16 protein-coding genes and 1 pseudogene are annotated in these 17,557 nt (G+C 40.7%); 15 read left to right on the top strand and 2 right to left on the bottom strand.

Annotated features, from left to right (window positions below; all coding sequences use genetic code 11):
- Positions 1-83: 83 nt before the first annotated feature.
- From RQP50_RS16420 to RQP50_RS16400, 5 genes are read left to right on the top strand one after another with little or no spacing between them, the layout of a single operon-like run.
- Entirely contained in the window at positions 84-797 is a 714-nt protein-coding gene (locus RQP50_RS16420; protein WP_072729388.1) for an ABC transporter ATP-binding protein, read from the top strand.
- On the top strand, positions 794-1,543 hold the full coding sequence (locus RQP50_RS16415) for an ABC transporter permease (protein WP_315746066.1): 750 nt from the start codon (positions 794-796) through the stop codon (positions 1,541-1,543). Before RQP50_RS16420 ends, RQP50_RS16415 begins: the two co-directional genes overlap by 4 nt.
- Positions 1,540-2,298 (top strand): ABC transporter permease, encoded by a 759-nt coding sequence (locus tag RQP50_RS16410; RefSeq protein WP_315746065.1) that lies wholly within the window; start codon positions 1,540-1,542, stop codon positions 2,296-2,298. The genes RQP50_RS16415 and RQP50_RS16410 overlap by 4 nt, the downstream gene beginning before the upstream one ends.
- 30 nt (positions 2,299-2,328) lie before the next feature.
- Entirely contained in the window at positions 2,329-3,942 is a 1,614-nt protein-coding gene (locus RQP50_RS16405) for an S-layer homology domain-containing protein (protein WP_315746064.1), read from the top strand.
- On the top strand, positions 3,939-4,718 hold the full coding sequence (locus tag RQP50_RS16400; protein WP_315746063.1) for a M13 family metallopeptidase: 780 nt from the start codon (positions 3,939-3,941) through the stop codon (positions 4,716-4,718). Before RQP50_RS16405 ends, RQP50_RS16400 begins: the two co-directional genes overlap by 4 nt.
- 483 nt (positions 4,719-5,201) lie before the next feature.
- Here the strand turns inward: RQP50_RS16400 and RQP50_RS16395 are convergent, their stop codons facing one another.
- A complete protein-coding gene (locus tag RQP50_RS16395; RefSeq protein WP_315746062.1) occupies positions 5,202-5,651 on the bottom strand; it encodes a protein-tyrosine phosphatase family protein in 450 nt (149 codons plus the stop codon).
- Between the two features lie 75 nt (positions 5,652-5,726).
- Here RQP50_RS16395 and RQP50_RS16390 point away from each other — a divergent pair, with 75 nt between their 5' ends.
- The 9 genes and pseudogenes from RQP50_RS16390 to RQP50_RS29350 form a co-directional block, all read left to right on the top strand.
- Positions 5,727-6,047, top strand: a complete 321-nt coding sequence (locus RQP50_RS16390) for an ArsR/SmtB family transcription factor (RefSeq protein WP_315746061.1) — start codon at positions 5,727-5,729, stop codon at positions 6,045-6,047.
- Positions 6,048-6,061: 14 nt separating this feature from the next.
- Positions 6,062-7,120 carry an ACR3 family arsenite efflux transporter gene (gene arsB / locus RQP50_RS16385; RefSeq protein WP_315746060.1) on the top strand — a complete coding sequence of 353 codons (1,059 nt, stop codon included), beginning with the start codon at positions 6,062-6,064 and terminating at the stop codon, positions 7,118-7,120.
- Positions 7,121-7,257: 137 nt separating this feature from the next.
- Positions 7,258-8,601, top strand: a complete 1,344-nt coding sequence (locus RQP50_RS16380) for an MATE family efflux transporter (RefSeq protein WP_315746059.1) — start codon at positions 7,258-7,260, stop codon at positions 8,599-8,601.
- 28 nt (positions 8,602-8,629) lie between these two features.
- Positions 8,630-8,815, top strand: coding sequence for a hypothetical protein (locus RQP50_RS16375; RefSeq protein ID WP_315746058.1), 186 nt, complete (start codon positions 8,630-8,632; stop codon positions 8,813-8,815).
- A gap of 332 nt (positions 8,816-9,147) precedes the next feature.
- On the top strand, positions 9,148-9,300 hold the full coding sequence (locus RQP50_RS16370; protein WP_175460792.1) for a hypothetical protein: 153 nt from the start codon (positions 9,148-9,150) through the stop codon (positions 9,298-9,300).
- 1,402 nt (positions 9,301-10,702) lie between these two features.
- Positions 10,703-11,410 (top strand): response regulator transcription factor, encoded by a 708-nt coding sequence (locus RQP50_RS16365; RefSeq protein WP_315746161.1) that lies wholly within the window; start codon positions 10,703-10,705, stop codon positions 11,408-11,410.
- Positions 11,407-12,813, top strand: a complete 1,407-nt coding sequence (locus tag RQP50_RS16360; protein ID WP_315746057.1) for a sensor histidine kinase — start codon at positions 11,407-11,409, stop codon at positions 12,811-12,813. Before RQP50_RS16365 ends, RQP50_RS16360 begins: the two co-directional genes overlap by 4 nt.
- Positions 12,814-13,123: 310 nt before the next feature.
- Positions 13,124-13,381, top strand: coding sequence for a hypothetical protein (locus RQP50_RS16355; protein WP_315746056.1), 258 nt, complete (start codon positions 13,124-13,126; stop codon positions 13,379-13,381).
- A 410-nt stretch (positions 13,382-13,791) separates the two neighbouring features.
- Positions 13,792-13,926 (top strand): annotated as a pseudogene (locus tag RQP50_RS29350) (Ku protein); the annotation flags it as partial.
- 172 nt (positions 13,927-14,098) lie between these two features.
- Here the strand turns inward: RQP50_RS29350 and RQP50_RS16350 are convergent.
- Positions 14,099-14,422 carry a 2Fe-2S iron-sulfur cluster-binding protein gene (locus tag RQP50_RS16350; RefSeq protein ID WP_315746160.1) on the bottom strand — a complete coding sequence of 108 codons (324 nt, stop codon included), beginning with the start codon at positions 14,420-14,422 and terminating at the stop codon, positions 14,099-14,101.
- 1,809 nt (positions 14,423-16,231) lie between these two features.
- Here RQP50_RS16350 and RQP50_RS16345 point away from each other — a divergent pair.
- Complete coding sequence (locus RQP50_RS16345; protein WP_315746055.1) at positions 16,232-17,524, top strand: helix-turn-helix domain-containing protein; 1,293 nt, start codon at positions 16,232-16,234, stop codon at positions 17,522-17,524.
- Positions 17,525-17,557 lie beyond the last annotated feature (33 nt).

Raw genomic sequence — 17,557 nt, 5'->3', positions numbered from 1 at the left:
TAAGCCAGAAGTAAACAGCATGATAACCGAGATGTAACTTTGCTTCTTTATAATAGAACCATAACAGAAAGGGAGTGTTATGGTTGCTTACCATTAATAACTTGGTGACACATCGCGGAACTAGGGAAATCCTGTCGGGTGTCAGCTTTAAAGCTAGACCAGGCAGAGTAACTGGTTTTTTAGGTCCAAATGGGGCAGGTAAAAGTTCTACACTTCGCATCCTGCTTGGACTAGATCGTGCAACCTCAGGGAGTGCACTAATTAATGGAAAGACATTCGCAGAATTACATAATCCTCTAACAACAGTAGGTGCCGCACTTGATGGATTTGGAGCTCATCGTATGCGAACAGGACGGGCACACTTGCGTTGGATTGCTCGTGCCGCAGGATTGCCTCGTTCACGTGTAGAGGAAGTTCTGGAAATAGTGGGTCTCACGAATGCAGCAGGTAAACGGGTTGGGAGTTATTCCCTTGGTATGGGGAGAAGACTTGGAATGGCTGCTGCACTTCTTGGTGATCCCGAAATACTGGTCTTAGATGAACCCGTAAACGGGCTCGACCCACAAGGAATTCGCTGGATTCGGACATTTTTACGTGAACGTGCTGCGTCTGGTAACACGGTGTTGCTTTCGAGTCATCTCATGGGAGAGCTTGCAGAGACGGTTGATGATGTGGTGATTATTAATCACGGGAAAATCGTTGCAGATGGAACTTTGGAAGAAATTATAGGTAACCACTCTACGCTGGAGGAAGCCTTTTTTGCTCTGACATCTGAACATGCAGGTGATGTTATATGAGAGCATTCAACGCAGAATTATCTAAATTGTTCTCCCTGCCGGGCATTTGGCTTGCCTTTCTTATTGGAGCGTTTGCCCCAGCGGTCATTGCTGCCTTGGACATTACAGCACAAAAAGAGGAGATAATAGCTGGAGTTAGCACACGGCTATCAGAAGTTGGCTATATTGGATTCGGTCTTGGGGTGCAAGGTGTCATTATTCTTGGTGTGCTTGCTGTCAGCAGTGAGTATATGACAGAGAGCAGTGAATCTGGTGGAGGACAACAGATTACCTCAAGTTTAACGGTTGTTCCATCAAGGCTTCATTTTTTGCTGGCAAAAGCAGGCGCTGTGACGGTGATCAGCATACTGCTTTGTATGGTTGCTATGATGACAACTGCGTCAGCAACACATCTTATTCTTGGTGAATACGCCCCTGTATTTGAAGCATCTAGACTTATCGGTGCAGTTTGTTACTGGGTATTCACTGCCCTTTTAGCATTTGGGATTACGGTTCTAACTAAGAATGGCATTATCCCGCTTGCTGTGCTCATCATAAATTCATCCGTTGTATCATTTAGTTTCCTGCTTTCTAAGGTTACAAAGTTAGCGTTTTACTTACCAGACAGGGCTGGCTTTGATATGTTTATGTTTACGAGCGACAGATTTCACACCCCATTCACAGGCGGTTTAGTCATGTTTGATTGGGTAGCCGTTCTATTCATTGTTGCAGTTATTGTGTTCCATAGGAGGGACGTTGCATCATGAGTGTCTCTTCTAGTAGAAAGATAATACAAATCCTTGGTGCTGAACTAGATAAATTAGTTACATTGCCATTGATATGGCGCACTCTTACTGGTACGTTCATTGTTAATTTATTTTTAGCCGCAGCTTTTACTTCTGTTGGTCTACAAGAGGAAGCAGGAACGCGAAGTATACTGAATATAGGACTTGCTTCTATGGGATATCTTCAAGCAGGGTTCATTATTCTTGGTATCTTAGCTGCTTGTTCGGAGTATACTGGTGGACAGATACGAACTACGTTAACTACGATACCTTGGCGTGGTTTTCAATTATCCGCGAAGCATTTGGCATTAGCAATTATAACTATTCCTGTGGCGTTTATTATTGCTGCATCAGGTGTACTATATACTTTTATTTTGATGAGAGACACAGCAGACACAGCAGTAGGGTTTGAAATAGACACACTGATAAAAACATTAGTAGGAGCAACAGGCTATCTAACATTAACCACACTTCTCAGTGCAGCTATAGGTGCTTTACTTAGGCGAACCACTCCTGCCTTAGTAATATTGCTTAGTTATTATTTCATAGTCAGTCCATTGTCGGGAGATTTTCTACCTAATTATTTTCCGGATACGGCAGGATATTATATGTATATGCCGGCTTCCACTGATGAAATAAATATCTTTACACCAATGCAAGGGACAGGTATTTTAATGTTATGGACACTGGTTTTTATTACAGTAGCTATTATATTTTACCGTAAACGAGATGCCTAGATGCTCAATCCAAATTTAGGGGGAGAAGACTTGAAAAAAATTGCAGTATTATTATTGTCCTCATCATTGTTCTTGACCGCGTTGCCTACATACGTGCTGGCACAAGAAGCCAAACCGAACGTAACACGGGGAGAAGTTGTAGAATTTTTGCTGAATGCCGCAGACGATTACAATTCGGGCATCAAAAGAGAAGATATTTTGAAAGGTTACGGCAAAGGAGAGGCAAGAGAAGATCAGGAAGTGACCAGAATTGAAGCTTTGATCATGCTGGGCCGCGCGTTTTCGAACCTGCCTGCGCCAAAAGGCAATGATTTGCGCGTAGCCAACACCTCTGCATCCTATACTGACGTACCGAAATGGGGACAAGACGAAATCACCAAGCTAATTGCTTCTGGCGTGCTTACCGATTATCCGGACGGCAAACTCGGCGTTTCCGATCATATCACGAAAGAACAACTGCTTACGCTGACGAATCGGGTCATGGCCCTTAAAGGCTCGAATCCACGCGATGATTATTATGAATATGTTAATAAAAAATGGCTGAACGATTCCAAGATCCCAGCAGGCGAAATGTCCAACGGCGTATTTAACGAGCTGGCAAAAGCCAACGAGGACCGGACTAAAGCAATCATCGATGAACTTGTAAAAAAACAAAACCCAGCAGGCTCCAAAGAGCAAAAAATCGCCGATTTCTACAAATCGGTACTCGATATGGAAAGTCGCAACAAGCTAGGGATCAAACCGATTGCAACTTATATTACAGATCTGGAGAAGGCTTCCTCTGTCAAAGAATTATTTGATACTAACATGAAGATGGAGAACGAAATCTCGAAAGGCGGTTTGTTGTCTTTTGCCGTGATGGGCGACGCGAAGGACAGTAACGTCAATGCGCTGTATTTCTCGGGCCTTGGCACGAGGCTTGACAAAAACAGCTATGTCTCCGGCGACGAAAAGACCAAAAAAGTGTACACGAACTACCTGACCAAATTGTTTGTACTGTCCGGTACCGACGAGATAGCAGCAAAAGCGCAAGCCGAAGATGTGTACGCATTCGAAAAAGAACTAGCTGCATCCTCAATGGATCTTCAGGATCAGGGGAAAGTTGAAAATTACTATAATCCTTACACCAAAGATAAATTCATCGCGCTCTTTAAATCGATCGATATGGGCAAATATATGAAAGAACTCCGGGTAGATCAAGCGGACAAAGTGATTGTAACCGACATTGGATTATTGAATAAAAGCGCGGAAGTTTTGAACGAGAAAAATCTGGACAAGATCAAAGCCTACGCCAAAGCCACTTTGTTGATGAATGCCGGGGGCACTTTATCGGGAGATTTTGTGAAATTGGCAACTGAATTTGAAGCCCAACTGTTTGGAATTGAAGGTGAAAAGACAAATGAAGAAATGGCGGTCATGACCACCCAAACCGTCATGAATCAGTATCTCAGCCAGGAATTCGCAGAAAAATATTTCACGAAAGAAGCCAAACAAGACGTTGAACAGATGGTTAAGCAGTTCATCGAGGTTTATAAAGAGCGGATCAAAGCGCTGGACTGGATGTCTGAAGCAACCAAAACCAAAGCCATCAAAAAGCTGGATAAAATGACAATCCCAAAGCCATCAAAAAGCTGGATAAAATGACAATCAAAATCGGATATCCGGATCAGTGGAATGATTACTTGAAGGATGCTTCCATTAAAACTTTTGCGGACGGCGGATCGCTGTTTGACAACATAGTGGCAATCAATAAAGCACTCAAAAAACAAGCGTTCTCTTCGCTTGGAAAACCTGTCGATAAGAGCAGCTGGATGATGAGCACCTATGAGGTAAATGCTTATTATAATCCGCTGAATAACGAAATTGTGTTCCCGGCGGGCATTCTGCAAGCTCCGTTTTATGATATCAAAGCCAAACGCGAAACGAATTTGGGAGCAATCGGCATGGTCATTGCACATGAAATCAGCCATGCTTTTGATAATTTAGGTTCTGCATACGATGAAAATGGAAATGCGGTCAACTGGTGGACTCCGGAAGACTTTAAAAAATTCCAGGAAAAATGTGATCAGGTTATTTCCTACTACGACCATGTTGAGGTGCTTCCTGGCGTGTACAATAATGGCAAGCTGACGGTAAGCGAAAATATCGCCGACCTTGGCGGTATGGCGGCATCGCTTCAAGTGCTGTCCAAAATGGAAAACCCAGATTTCAAAGCCTACTTTGAAGGCTACGCAACGATCTGGCGTATGACCATGAGTAAGGAAACGGCTGCGTACCTATCGACAGTAGACACGCATTCAGCAAACAAAGTACGCGTAAATCGTACCGTCTCGAACTTCCCAGAGTTCTATAAAGCATACCAAGTAAACGAAAAGGATGCCATGTACGTCGCTCCTAAGAACCGCGTGAGCATTTGGTAATCCAGTAATAAATAAGCCTTTTATTTGGCCCTGAGTAAGGGACATGAAATAAACGAAGCTGAAAAAGCTGGCTCCGGAAACCTACCGGCGTCAGCTTTTTTTAGGCTCAACATTTAAAAGAAAGGTTTGGAGTAAGCTCTACGGATTTGGATGAAGCAGATTCATTTCTCCAAAAAGTCCAAACTCCCGAAGATCTATTTCAGAAGTTGGTGAATCCGGACAGAATGCTTTTCGATACAGACTGGGGACATCTGTAAACGAGCTGAAAACGATGCTAACGCAAAGTGGATTTCAAGATGTGGTGGTCGAGCCAAAAGAGGAATCCAGGGCGTTATTAAAGTTTGGCTTCCTGGGTCGAAGGTGGAGGGTTATATCGTTTAGCTGTAAAAAAGGGATCGAGCCGTAATTAAGTAGTCATCATGGTAATTAATGAATAAGAGACACCCGAATTATTTGGGTGTCTCTTATTGTATTCAGCTTAACCTATAGGTAAAGACGCATCAAAGTTGCACGTTGAGCCTCATTCATCTTCAGAATGGAACGTGATTCTCTGGCTTTAGATAAAGCACTATCGATGTCGGAGGCTAATCCTAATTCCATCAATGTTCCAACGGCAACAGCTCCCGTGCGTCCTCGTCCAGCCCCGCAGTGGAAAGCAACCTTTTTGCCTGCTTGGTGATGGGTAACAACAGCCTGAATTGCTTCTTTCATTTGCGATTCTTCTGTACCCTCCGCATGATCCTCTAATGGGGCATGAACTCTTGTAATGTTGAGTGGTGTAAGCTCAGCAGGGTCTACCTCTGCTCGTAGATCAACAACCACATCAATGCCTTGCTCTTGGATCAGTTGATTTACATCTTTTGCTCCACACATATAGAGATTTGGTATCAACTCGTGGTAAGGTTCTTCGTTCATATTTTCAATGGTTTTCATAACGACAAATAATCAGTTGATTATATAAGCATCTGATTATATAATAAACATGAAATTAAGGAGGTGTACCGACACATGATGATCTCAATTGAGGAAATGGCGGAACAGTTTAAGTTGTTAGGTGATAAAACTCGACTTAAAATTGTCTCAATTTTATCCCAACAACAAATGTGCGTTTGTCATTTAGTTGAGCTATTGCAATCGACTCAACCGAATATTAGCCAGCATCTTCGCAAACTAAAAGACGCCGGTTTAGTGGTAGAAGAACGAAGAGGACAGTGGATTTATTACTCCCTTTCGGTTGAAGATAAACCTCATTTAAAAGATGCACTTGAATATTTGCCGAAGGTAGGGGAAGAAGAGCAGGGAAAAATCAACTCAATGATGTGTGAATAAGGAGTGTGGGTGTCATGAGTCAAAGTAACACCAAGAGACTCTCTTTTCTGGATCGCTACCTCACCTTTTGGATCTTTGGGGCAATGGCTATTGGATTAGGGTTAGGCTACATAGTGCCTAATTTCTCTGAAGTACTTTCTAGCATGCAAATTGGAACGACTTCGGTACCGCTTGCTATAGGTCTGATTGTGATGATGTATCCGCCGCTTGCAAAAGTGAAGTATGAAAAGCTTGGACGGGTGTTTAAAGATTGGAAGGTGCTCCTTCTGTCCTTAGTACAGAACTGGATTATCGGTCCGATTCTGATGTTCTTCTTAGCCATTTTGTTTCTAACTGATATGCCTGAATACATGATCGGGCTAATCATGATTGGGCTTGCAAGATGTATTGCGATGGTTTTGGTATGGAGTGATCTAGCTAAGGGAGATCCTGAATACACAGCGGGCCTTGTTGCATTTAACTCGATCTTTCAGATCCTGTTTTATTCCGTTTTTACGTATGTGTTTATTACGGTGCTACCAGGCTGGTTTGGGGTTGAGGGCGCTGTTGTTGATGTCTCCATGGGACAGATTGCAGAGAGTGTGCTGATTTATTTGGGAATTCCGTTTGCAGCAGGGTTACTGACACGCGTGATTGGGATCAAGCTGAAGGGTCAACAGTGGTATGAACAAGTGTTGATTCCGAAGATTAGTCCTCTTGCCCTAATTGCATTATTATTTACGATTGTCTTGATGTTCACGCTTAAAGCAGAATTGATTGTCAAGCTCCCGCTTGATGTAGTGCGTATTGCGATTCCAATGATCATATACTTTGTCGTGATGTTCTTAGTATCCTTCTTCTTATCGAAAAAGTCAGGAACCTCCTATCCGGTGGCTTCATCTTTATCTTTCACGGCTGCAAGCAATAACTTTGAACTAGCGATAGCCGTAGCAATTGGTGTGTTCGGTCTGGATTCAGGAGTTGCATTCGCCGCGGTAATTGGACCACTCGTTGAGGTACCCGTATTGATCGGGCTTGTAAATGTATCGCTATGGATTAAGCGGAAGTATTTCGAGCCTGCACTAAATAAGTAAGAACTCATAGCTCAATTCTGTGAGGTGCGCGATACAATCAAAGCCAGAATCGAATGTTTCCTAGCAGAGGGGAAATAACAAGCGCTTTGAACCGACCCTTGTGGTCGGTTTTTACTTAGGGCATAAAGGAGTACAGCATGAAAGGCACAACTGATTTAACCCAAGGGAAGATTATGCCGACTTTGATGAAACTATCCCTTCCGATTATAGCAACCAACTTCATCTCTATGACTTATGGACTTGTCGATATGATATGGGTTGGCCGGCTTGGAAGTGGTCCTGTTGCAGCAATCGGGACGGCGAGCTTCTTTATTAATCTAGCGATCGCTTTGGCTACGATGATTACGATCGGAACGGGGATCAAGGTATCCCATTGCATGGGAGCAGGCGAGGGTGAAAAAGCTAAGATCTATATCAAAAATGGATTTATCATGTCTGTCTTGCTAGGCCTTCTTTATATGGCATTCGTCTTTTTGACAAAGGATCAGCTTATTGGGTTCTTCGATTTAGGTAGTGGTGAAGTTGAGTTGATGGCTAAGCAGTTCTTATTGATCTCCATCTTGGGTACTGTCTTTTCCGTCGTAAATATGTTGTTCGCGACCATATTGAACGCGATGGGGAACAGCAAGCAGCCGTTTCATATCTTCACGGTTGGTCTTATTCTTAATATCATTCTCGATCCTTTTCTGATTTTTGGCATAGGACGTTTTGAAGGGTTGGGCGTTGTAGGGGCAGCTATTGCGACTTTGTTGGCAAACCTTCTTGTGACGGTATTATTTATCATTCAAACCAGACATTCTGGGATGATTACCAAGTCATCAGCATGGAATAGCCATCTCATGAAAGAAGTCATCCGCATGGGGCTCCCGATCACGATTCAAAGGGTGACCTTCACGTTGATTTCCATCATCATCGCGAAGATCATAGTACGCTTTGGTGCGGATGCCATTGCGGTTCAAAAAGTCGGTATTCAGATTGAATCAATCTCCTACATGACCATAGGTGGGCTGCAAGGCGCTATTGCTGCTTTCTTTGGACAAAATTATGGAGCGGGTCGAATAGATCGTATCCGGCAAGGATACCAAAAAGCTTTGCTGTTGACGTCGGGATTCGGCATCTTTATATCGATCATCTTTATTCTCTTTCCTGGGCAGCTCTTCTCTGTTTTTTTATCTGATGAGGCGAGTTTAGCGCTAGGGACGGATTATATGCGAATCCTTGGTTATTCCCAACTGTTTATGTGTATGGAGCTTATGACGGTAGGTGCCTTTAATGGAATCGGGAAAACCCATATCCCACCGATTTTCAGCATTACCTTTACAGCATTACGAATACCACTAGCTCTGTTACTATCCGAACCATTCGACTTGAACGGGGTGTGGATGTCTATTGCATTAAGCAGTGTGTTCAAGGGAATCGTTTTAGTCTTCTGGTTTAGGAGAACACTGCGTAAAATGAAAGTTCCACAAATTTCGGCTTAACACATAAGTAAAAAGGAAGGTCCAACATGTGAAATTGCTACAACGTGAAATCATACAACAAATCATCGACAATTCGACGGAAGAAAAAATGAAAAAGGCGGATAAAATAACTCAAGCGAATGGACACTTTATACTGAATTTAGATGAGCCCACCATTTTTTTAGATGTGTTCTGTATTGAGAAGCATTGGAAGATTTCATATTACTCCATATAGAATGAGGGAAATCTCGGAATAATATATTTCTTTAGTCACATTTATCCATGATATCTTTTACATCTGAAAGTATTTAGCCCAAGGAAATTCACATGAAATCGTTCATACCAATTCAGCTGCCATGAATGTCTTTGACAACCCATGCGAAGATTACAGCAGCTTTTGTATTTGTATTTTACCGTCAACGAGATGCCTAAGTTTAGGTTATTACGTAGGGGATAAATCGCATATGTTACCTTGCCTGATTGCATAATAAGGAGGGTGCGTGATGAAAGGCCCGCAAAAACGGAAGAAGATGTTTCTTTCGTGATATGCAAAAGGAGGTGAAATCTGTGGGAAATAATAAAAATAAAACAGCAGCTTCTTCAGGTTATAAAACTCCGAATGAGAAGTTCAATACCGAATTCGCTGAAGAGAACACGATGACCACTGCTAAAAGGGTTTCTCGTAATGTGGAAACCAAACAAGGCAAACTCGTGCAATAACCCCAGAGATACGACGAGAATTTAGGGCACCCATTAGGGAGCCCTTTTAAAGATAAATGATACATAGCTTTGAAGTCATTTCATATCCTCGCTCGATCGACTACATGTACTTTATGAGTAATATTCTTACTACATGAACGCAACAGAATTGGTACTTGCATGAGGAGTAGCAATACAATAAATCAACAATTATGACCAATCATTTAAGCAACAATTTTTTGTACATTTAAAGGTGGATATATACCCAACATTCAAATTCAATAGCCTTTATTATGTATGCATAATTGATGAACAGGTTTGCTGAGAAAAATGGATTCATTGGTAAAACATAAATAATAGATTAGGAGTTAAAATTGCATTCATTCAATAAATAATCATGTATTTCAGTTTACTAATAAAATTTCTGAGTGGTAGCTCTTCTGGGTCATCATGTTTTTTACCAAATAACATGACTTCGGTCTCTAGATTTTCCTTGTTCATTTCATAAATTGATTTTATTAAGTTCATACTAGGAGAGTCAACAGTACCGTTCTTTCACATTGTGACCATTTGGAGAACTCTAGACTCTCCTTTGTTTTTAAGCGTATTTATTAAGTTTACATAACCACAGTCGGAACCGAACACGTCACGACAGATAGCTACATGTACATTGCCATGGTCAGTAAGTAGTACTGTCGCCTGTGGTGGCATTTCTGAGTTTTGCAAAGGCAATTCTTCAGCAAGAACTGATTTTGCAGTTTCTATCATAGTTTCAAAGTTTATCATTCTCTTATTCCCTTTTAAACAGGTTTTTATGCACTTTTCACTACATTTAAATTCCAAAATGTTTGTTTCTTTTAATTACAAATACAATGCTACTCAAAGAAGATGAACCTTTCGGTATGGACGACCAGAAGATGGCGGGCCTCAATCATGATCAGATGATCGCAGAAGGCATAGAAGCGATTTTACATGATTCTTGGGGCTCCCGTGGCACGATGAAGGAGATGGCACTTACCTGTATCCGTGAAATGCAAGAAATGGTGCAACTCTTGAATCCTTATGGGAATGAGTTGACTATCCATACAAGGGAAAGAACCGTAAAGCGGTTGAGAAAATTCTCGACTTGTTATTTATACTCCATGATTTCAACATGGTTTCTACACAAACAGGATCTAAAATCCAGATATAAAGTTCATGCACACAGACATTGCAATCATAAGGGGACTAACACCTTAAGCGATGATGAATAACACTCATGTGTCCGTTGATGCCTCTGCCTATGTTATTCTTATTTATAATGGAAATCAGTCGGGGCAGTCTTCAAATGACGAGCAATGGACAAATGTAAATGGAAATTGATTTTTTGAAAGATCATAAAAAGTTGACATTTGAATTAGGATTGAAGAAGCGGGTGAGCAATATGTCAAAAATTCGGGTACTTGTAGTCGATGACGAATGGAATATGCGTAATTTGCTGCGCATTTTTCTCTTAAAGGAAGGCTTTGAGGTTAAGGAAGCCTCATCTGGTTACGAGGCGTTGTCCATCATGAAGCAGAGTGCATTTGATCTTGTCATTTTGGATGTCATGATGCCAGGAATGGAGGGTTGGGAGGTTTGTAAAGCAATACGTGAAACCGAAACAATACCTATCCTCATGCTCACGGCTCGCTCTGATACAAAGGATAAAGTACATGGACTAGGCATTGGAGCTGATGATTACTTAACAAAGCCTTTTGAACCCGAAGAGTTAGTGGCGCGTGTATTTTCCTTGTTAAGGCGTTCTATGATCAACGAATCGCAGAAGTTTCAGCATACGATCATTGAATTTCACAATCTGAAAATAAACGCAGAGGCTCGCGAAGTTCATATTCATGAAAAAAGTATTGATTTTACGCCCAAAGAGTTTGATTTGTTCCTTTATCTAGCGAAAAATACGCAGCGGTCTTTTTCACGAGAAGAGTTAGTTGAACGATTATGGGGTTATGAATATACCGGTGACACTCGTGCTGTTGATACTCATATAAAAAATATCCGAGAAAAACTACAACGCGCAGGTCTTGGGTACAATCCCATTGAAACCGTGTGGGGGGTAGGATATAAATTTACAGCCCAAGGAGTAACGAGATGAGGAACAATAGAATTGGGGTGAAACTTGGTTTAATCATCATTTCGGTATTCTTTATCGTCATCTCCTTTCTGGGTGTAAGTATCTATCAGATGTTCTCTAACTTTTATCATTTGGAAATGAGAACGGAGGTCGCAGAGATGACCTCTCATTTCATCTCGATGGCAGAAACAACGGAGTCTTCCTCAGAGGAAATGATCATGACCTTCGCAGATTTTTCAAATGTAAGTATGTTTTATATCAACTCTAAAGGAGAGATAACGCTTCATACAGGTGAACACAGTGCTTCAGACCGATCGTTTATCCATCCAGAAGATATTAAGAAGATCTTCTCTGGAAATTCCATTAACTTAGAACACCAGGATCCATTAGGCAATCGTTATGTGGTGATTGGACAGCCGATCTATCGCGATAATCAAGTATCTTCAGCAATTTATGTAATGGCCTCCACCCTAAGTATGGATAAGTCTCTTGCTGCTGTGCAAAATCTGCTGCTCCTTTCAGGAGTAGGAGCCTTTTTACTTGCAATCGGAATAACGTGGATTATGGCGCACCTCTTTTCTCGGCCCCTAATTCTTATGCAGCAAGCGACAAAGAAAATTGCCGTTGGAGAGTTAGAAACCCGATTAGAGATTCAACGAAAAGATGAAATTGGTGATTTGGCGGAGGCGATCAATAATTTAGCAACCGACTTACAGCGATATCGAGATACACGGCAAGAGTTTTTCGCTAATATATCTCATGAACTCCGAACTCCGATCACGCACCTTAAAGGATATGCCAGTGTGTTGAAAAACCATTTGTATCAGACAGAAGAAGAGAAGGACAGTTATCTAGACATCATTTATCAGGAAGGCGTTCGCCTCCAGCATCTGGTTGACGATCTGTTTGAACTTTCGATGATGGAAGAAGGTAAGGTCAGTCTTGTCATCGAATGGGTCGATATAAATGACAGTATTAATCAGGTCGTTAATAGGGTGACTTTAAAAGCAAAGGAGAAAGGGATAGCACTTAGCGTTCATCTTACGGATTCAATTCCGCTAATCCGCGGGGATGGAATGCGAATGGAACAGATCATGATCAATCTATTGGAAAATGCGATACGTTATACAGAACAGGGTACGATTCGAATCCATACGAGTCACACTCATGATACGGTTTCTGTTTCCATAGAGGATTCAGGCATTGGTATTCCAGAGGAGGAGCTTCCGTACATTTTTGAACGTTTCTATCGAGCAGAGAAGTCCAGATCACGACAAACTGGCGGTACGGGACTCGGACTATCCATTGTAAAGAAATTAGTGGAGCTGCAAGGAGGAAACATTCAGGTTACCAGTAAGAAGGGGATTGGTACTTGTTTTACGGTTCAGTTTGCCCTCCCGACGATACAGGAGGAGTCGATATGAAAAAAGTCGACTGGTTGATCGCCGCATTCTTTGTGACGATCGGCCTGGTGTGTTTAACCGTTTCGGCTATGTATTATCAAGGAGATACTTTCATAAGTAGAATAGCTTATTTCAAACGAACGACATGCATAGGGATAGTTGTTTTAGGTTTTGTCATTTATCTCATATACCGAATAATTCGATTAAAAAAGCATAAACGAAATAGAAAGTGACTTCAATGAGGAGTCACTTTTTTTGGATCTGCACCAACCTACACAGTTTCAACATATTTGAAGAGTATGATTTAAGTAATTCATCAGGAGGTGACAACATGAAAAACAAGTTCATAGCGATAGTTGGTGCAACTGTTCTGACTCTTGGAATCGGAACTGCTGTCTATGCGGCAGATGTGAATCCAGGTACCATTAAAGACATGCTTCCTTTCATGAAAGAAATGCATCCAAATTTAAATGACTCAGAATTGGAACAAATGTACAACAATTGTCATCAGAGAGGAGGAAATTCTAACTCTCAGGGAATGATGCAGAAAAACTCAATGATGCAAGGAAGAGGCACAGGATCGATTTAGCGTATATACTTTGCTGAGTATTGTACGTCCAAGAACTGAATGCCACGTAGGGCTTCACAAATGGCTCTAGAAAGAGCAGAATCATACATTCAAGGAATTCGTCCAGATCGAGACGTTGATTGCGTTAGAAGGCGGTATATGAAGTATTCCAAACGCGAGATCGTCGAACTTCTGATTAACTCGGAACAATATTTAGCTGTTCATAATCATCTTTGGACAAAGAATGAGTTTTACAATATAGCTAGAAGTTCCTTCTTTATTCTGAAGGAACTTCTTTTTCATAAACGGCCGACGGTTTTCTCTTGTAATTTAGAACAGTATATTTAATAAATTTTATTACATTGACGTGCCCGTTATTTAAATAAAGAGGCGATGCCATACAATAATTCTCTCCTCAAAGTAGAAACTGTACACATTGTAAAGAGGAAATCAAAAATGAAGATATTGAACAAGGGTTTGAACTGGGGAAGAATAGATTTGTTATTTTCAATAGTGATGAACTCGAGCAATATCGCGGTGAAAATAATAAACGAATTAACAGATGATTTTGTGAATCACGCTTATGATCTATTGGTTAGTATTCTGACCAAAACAAAAACAGCTGCTATTGGAGAAATCACATTACGATCAAATCTACATTAGCAGCTGTACGGGCGAAGAATGATCGTTTAGTTTGATCAACATGGTAAAAAAATCAGGAAGCCGGTTCGCGATCGGTTAGTCTTGCGGACGATTGCCTGGCTCAAGGCCGGATGACGATACCGTCATCACCGGTTTTACAGTAAGATCGTTATGTACTTGAATCTGGCACGATAAGCGGATGTTTGATTCCGCAATGCCTTTGGCCTTCAGAAGAGCGGCTTCCGCTTCACCAACCGGACCGGCGTCTCCATCCACCACTTCGACCCGGCACGTCGTGCATTTGGCCTTGCCGCCGCAGCGGTGCAATATGTCTACCCCGTTATCCACCAGGGCAAGCACAAGTTTAGTACCTTCTGCAACTTCATAGGAGCCTCTTCCTTCAATTTGAATCGTCGGCATTTTGGACTTCTCCCCATTCCTAATTTGGTAGCTGCGCAATCAATGGCTTATCATGTGCAATATCACTATCATACTATCCAAAATCGCGATCTGTAAACAACCGAACGCGTTAACCTTTATGCATGAGGAGATCAAGCTTTGCTACTTTATCACAGTTGTATATGGAGGAACCCACCCATCCATTAGGCCCTGCCTAATTTCCCACCCCTCTTATTGGAGGCCATAAGAATTGTCCAATCCATTATTGGGGTATGTAGAGGGAGCGTGATGTAGTGGAGAAGATGATAGCTGGAATTTTTGTGTTTGTTATCCAACTGCATGAAATCAGATAAAATGTGTAACATCCTATCTGATTTTTTTACAACTAAAAATGGGTAACATTGTCGGATGACAAGAACATGAGGACATTACCGATTAATACTGATTACGTTGTTAAACCAGCTTCATTACAAGTTTTGTCATGCTCGATAGGCAATTGTTATAAACAAATTAAGCTATGTGGGAAACATATCAATAAAGATAAAAGATAAGTTTTAAAAACATTAAGCTATTGATAGAATTGCATTCCGTGAGTCATCTTGCGGTGAAGTAATGCCTGAGGATGTTTTTAGGTGTTATTCCCGATAAAGAATTAATGAATGTGTTAACTCTTGGGATATCTCTAGATTACTATACAACTTCAAATTAAATAGCACCCACAGAAGTAACAAGCAATTTGTGATTATTCTTCAAAATGGAATGGTTGACGGACTTTATACAAACGATTAATCAAATTGAGAAAACAGGATTTAATGAAGATTATTTTATATATGATTTACTTAATCACATGATTAAAAATCAAATATAAAGTAAAAAAGAGCCTACAAACTAGGAGATTTTTTCTGACAATACATGGAGGAGCGGGTCACTAGTTAGTTTACAAATTATTTTCTGGAAGAGCACGGTTTTGTAAGACATGTTTTGTAGTCTTTATATCTTGCTCGCTTTGATTGACAACCCACCAATCGGGCTCTGCACGCTGTAGATCCTTTGCTTCCATTACAGGTGTTCCCTCTGGTAATGTCACGATTACAACGTGGGGCTCCTCAGGATTGCATTGGTATACAAACTACACAAGTAATTATGTAGCCTGTATGTTTGCAAAGTTCGCACTTGATATTATTACTTCGTCTGGAGCTAGAATGAATGAACTCTTGCAAATTAGTTACGATAGAGAATGTTGTATAGTAACGGAAGATAAGAATGTTAATCCTCCAAAAAAGAATTTCTTATTTCGGCTTATTCCGAAGGGAAGGGAAGAACCCGAGAATTTTTATATGCCTGAAGATGTCTTTAAATTTATGACCGAAATACTGCAAATGCTTAAAGAGTCGTATACATCAAACACGATCCCTGATGTAGAATTTAGAGTATCTACAAGAAAGCAAAGTTGCAAGCATACTTTGCTGAGTACTGCACTTCCAAGAACAGAATGCCTCGTAGGGCTTCACAAATGGCTATAGAAGAGCAGAATCATACATTCAAGGATATTCGTCCAGATAGAGACATTGATCGCGTTAGAAGGCGGTATATGAAGCTTTCCAAACGCGAGCTCGTCGATCTTTTGATTAACTCAGAACAATATATAGTTGTTCATAATCATCTTTGGCTAAGGAATGAGTTTGAAAAATTCCAATAAAGCTAGAAGTTCCTTCTGAATAAAGGAAGGAACTTCTTTTTATAACGGCCGACGGTTTGCTCTAACAATGTACATACCGTTCAATATATGGTAAAATATAGGTAATTAAATCAAAATAAGGAGGGTTGATATTGGACGCGACGATCATTAAAACAATTGGAGAACTAATTCGTGACACTAGATGTGCATCGAATATCAGATTAACTCAGTTATCAAAACTGTCAGGGATCAACAAAGGTACGATATCAAGAATCGAGAACGGCGAAGTAAAACGACCAGAATTTTCGACCGCATATCCGTTGGCAACAACATTGGATATCCCTTTTGAAACGTTGGTTGATTATTACGTCGAAAATGAAAAAAGATCAGACTTGTTGTTCGATATCCTGCAAGCGACGATCCAGCGAAGGAGCAGCACCGAACTAATCAGGAAAGTTGCGAACAAATACCTTGAATCTCCAAACGAAGACAGCATTGACTTAACCGAGAAGCTATATCAACAAATCGACTCCATTGAAGATACCTCCATCAAATTGTCACTGTATAACCTCATCATTGACTACTCACGCTCACATGGAATAATGCCCTATATTGCAAAAGGTTTGTATCAGCAGTACCTGATTGAAAGAAATGACTTCATGCGAATGAAGGAAACATATTACAATGGGAAATACATTTTAAATTACATCAAATTTTTGCCACAACAATATCGGATTGAGCTATACTACAAGTTAGGGATTCATGCTTATAATTTGAGACTTTATAACGAAAGCATTGAACAATGTAAGAAGATTATTACAGAAGATAATGGATTAAGTTCCTATAGAGTACATGCAATTGGCATCCTTAGAAATTCGTATTATTGTCTTGGAGATTATAAGCAGACTGAACGATATGCTATACAGTATAAACAATTCGACTATCCTTACACCCGAGAAAATGTTATTCTTATGGAGGCATTATTAAATACAAAGAAAGGGGAGATCGAAAAATCTATTGAACAGCTCCGTTCATTTTTAAAGTCCTGTAGTAATGATTCTGTCATCCTTGCCACCAATCAACTTCTTCGCTTATTTTTACAACGAAATGACCTCGAAAGCGCTAATAACCTACTGTGTACTAGCAATATAGATCAATCCGTTATTGACAAGAGCAACCCTTTAATCTGTTCCAGATACGCTGATTATCTTCAAATCAAAGGGGAATATTATTTAGCCGTTGGTGAATATGAAACATGTATTAATCTCTTTTTAGAAGGGGCACTGCACTATTCTAAAGTTAACGATACGGTTGAAGAGAAAAAATGCTTGAATATGGTCATGCATATTCATTTAGAAAAAAATATTCCTATGCAAAAGTCAACAATTGAAAAGTTAAGCGCATATTTTACTCACAATGCTCAAGTAACGGGGGATTCAGCATGAAACAGTTCATAAAGGAGATGTACATCCGCTACT

This window comes from Paenibacillus suaedae (assembly GCF_032337355.1).
Taxonomy (GTDB): Bacteria; Bacillota; Bacilli; order Paenibacillales; family Paenibacillaceae; genus Paenibacillus_B; species Paenibacillus_B suaedae.
The sequence above is the reverse complement of the archived record's forward strand: the minus strand, read 5'-3'. Positions and strand labels throughout refer to the sequence as shown.

Bases quoted from the DNA above. Each gene is read 5' to 3' on its own strand.
- RQP50_RS16415 (WP_315746066.1), top strand. From the start codon at position 794: ATGAGAGCATTCAACGCAGAATTATCTAAATTGTTCTCCCTGCCGGGC.
- RQP50_RS16410 (WP_315746065.1), top strand. From the start codon at position 1,540: ATGAGTGTCTCTTCTAGTAGAAAGATAATACAAATCCTTGGTGCTGAA.
- RQP50_RS16400 (WP_315746063.1), top strand. From the start codon at position 3,939: ATGACAATCAAAATCGGATATCCGGATCAGTGGAATGATTACTTGAAG.
- RQP50_RS16395 (WP_315746062.1), bottom strand. From the start codon at position 5,651: ATGAAAACCATTGAAAATATGAACGAAGAACCTTACCACGAGTTGATA.
- RQP50_RS16390 (WP_315746061.1), top strand. From the start codon at position 5,727: ATGATGATCTCAATTGAGGAAATGGCGGAACAGTTTAAGTTGTTAGGT.
- arsB (WP_315746060.1), top strand. From the start codon at position 6,062: ATGAGTCAAAGTAACACCAAGAGACTCTCTTTTCTGGATCGCTACCTC.
- RQP50_RS16380 (WP_315746059.1), top strand. From the start codon at position 7,258: ATGAAAGGCACAACTGATTTAACCCAAGGGAAGATTATGCCGACTTTG.
- RQP50_RS16365 (WP_315746161.1), top strand. From the start codon at position 10,703: ATGTCAAAAATTCGGGTACTTGTAGTCGATGACGAATGGAATATGCGT.
- RQP50_RS16360 (WP_315746057.1), top strand. From the start codon at position 11,407: ATGAGGAACAATAGAATTGGGGTGAAACTTGGTTTAATCATCATTTCG.
- RQP50_RS16355 (WP_315746056.1), top strand. From the start codon at position 13,124: ATGAAAAACAAGTTCATAGCGATAGTTGGTGCAACTGTTCTGACTCTT.
- RQP50_RS16350 (WP_315746160.1), bottom strand. From the start codon at position 14,422: ATGCCGACGATTCAAATTGAAGGAAGAGGCTCCTATGAAGTTGCAGAA.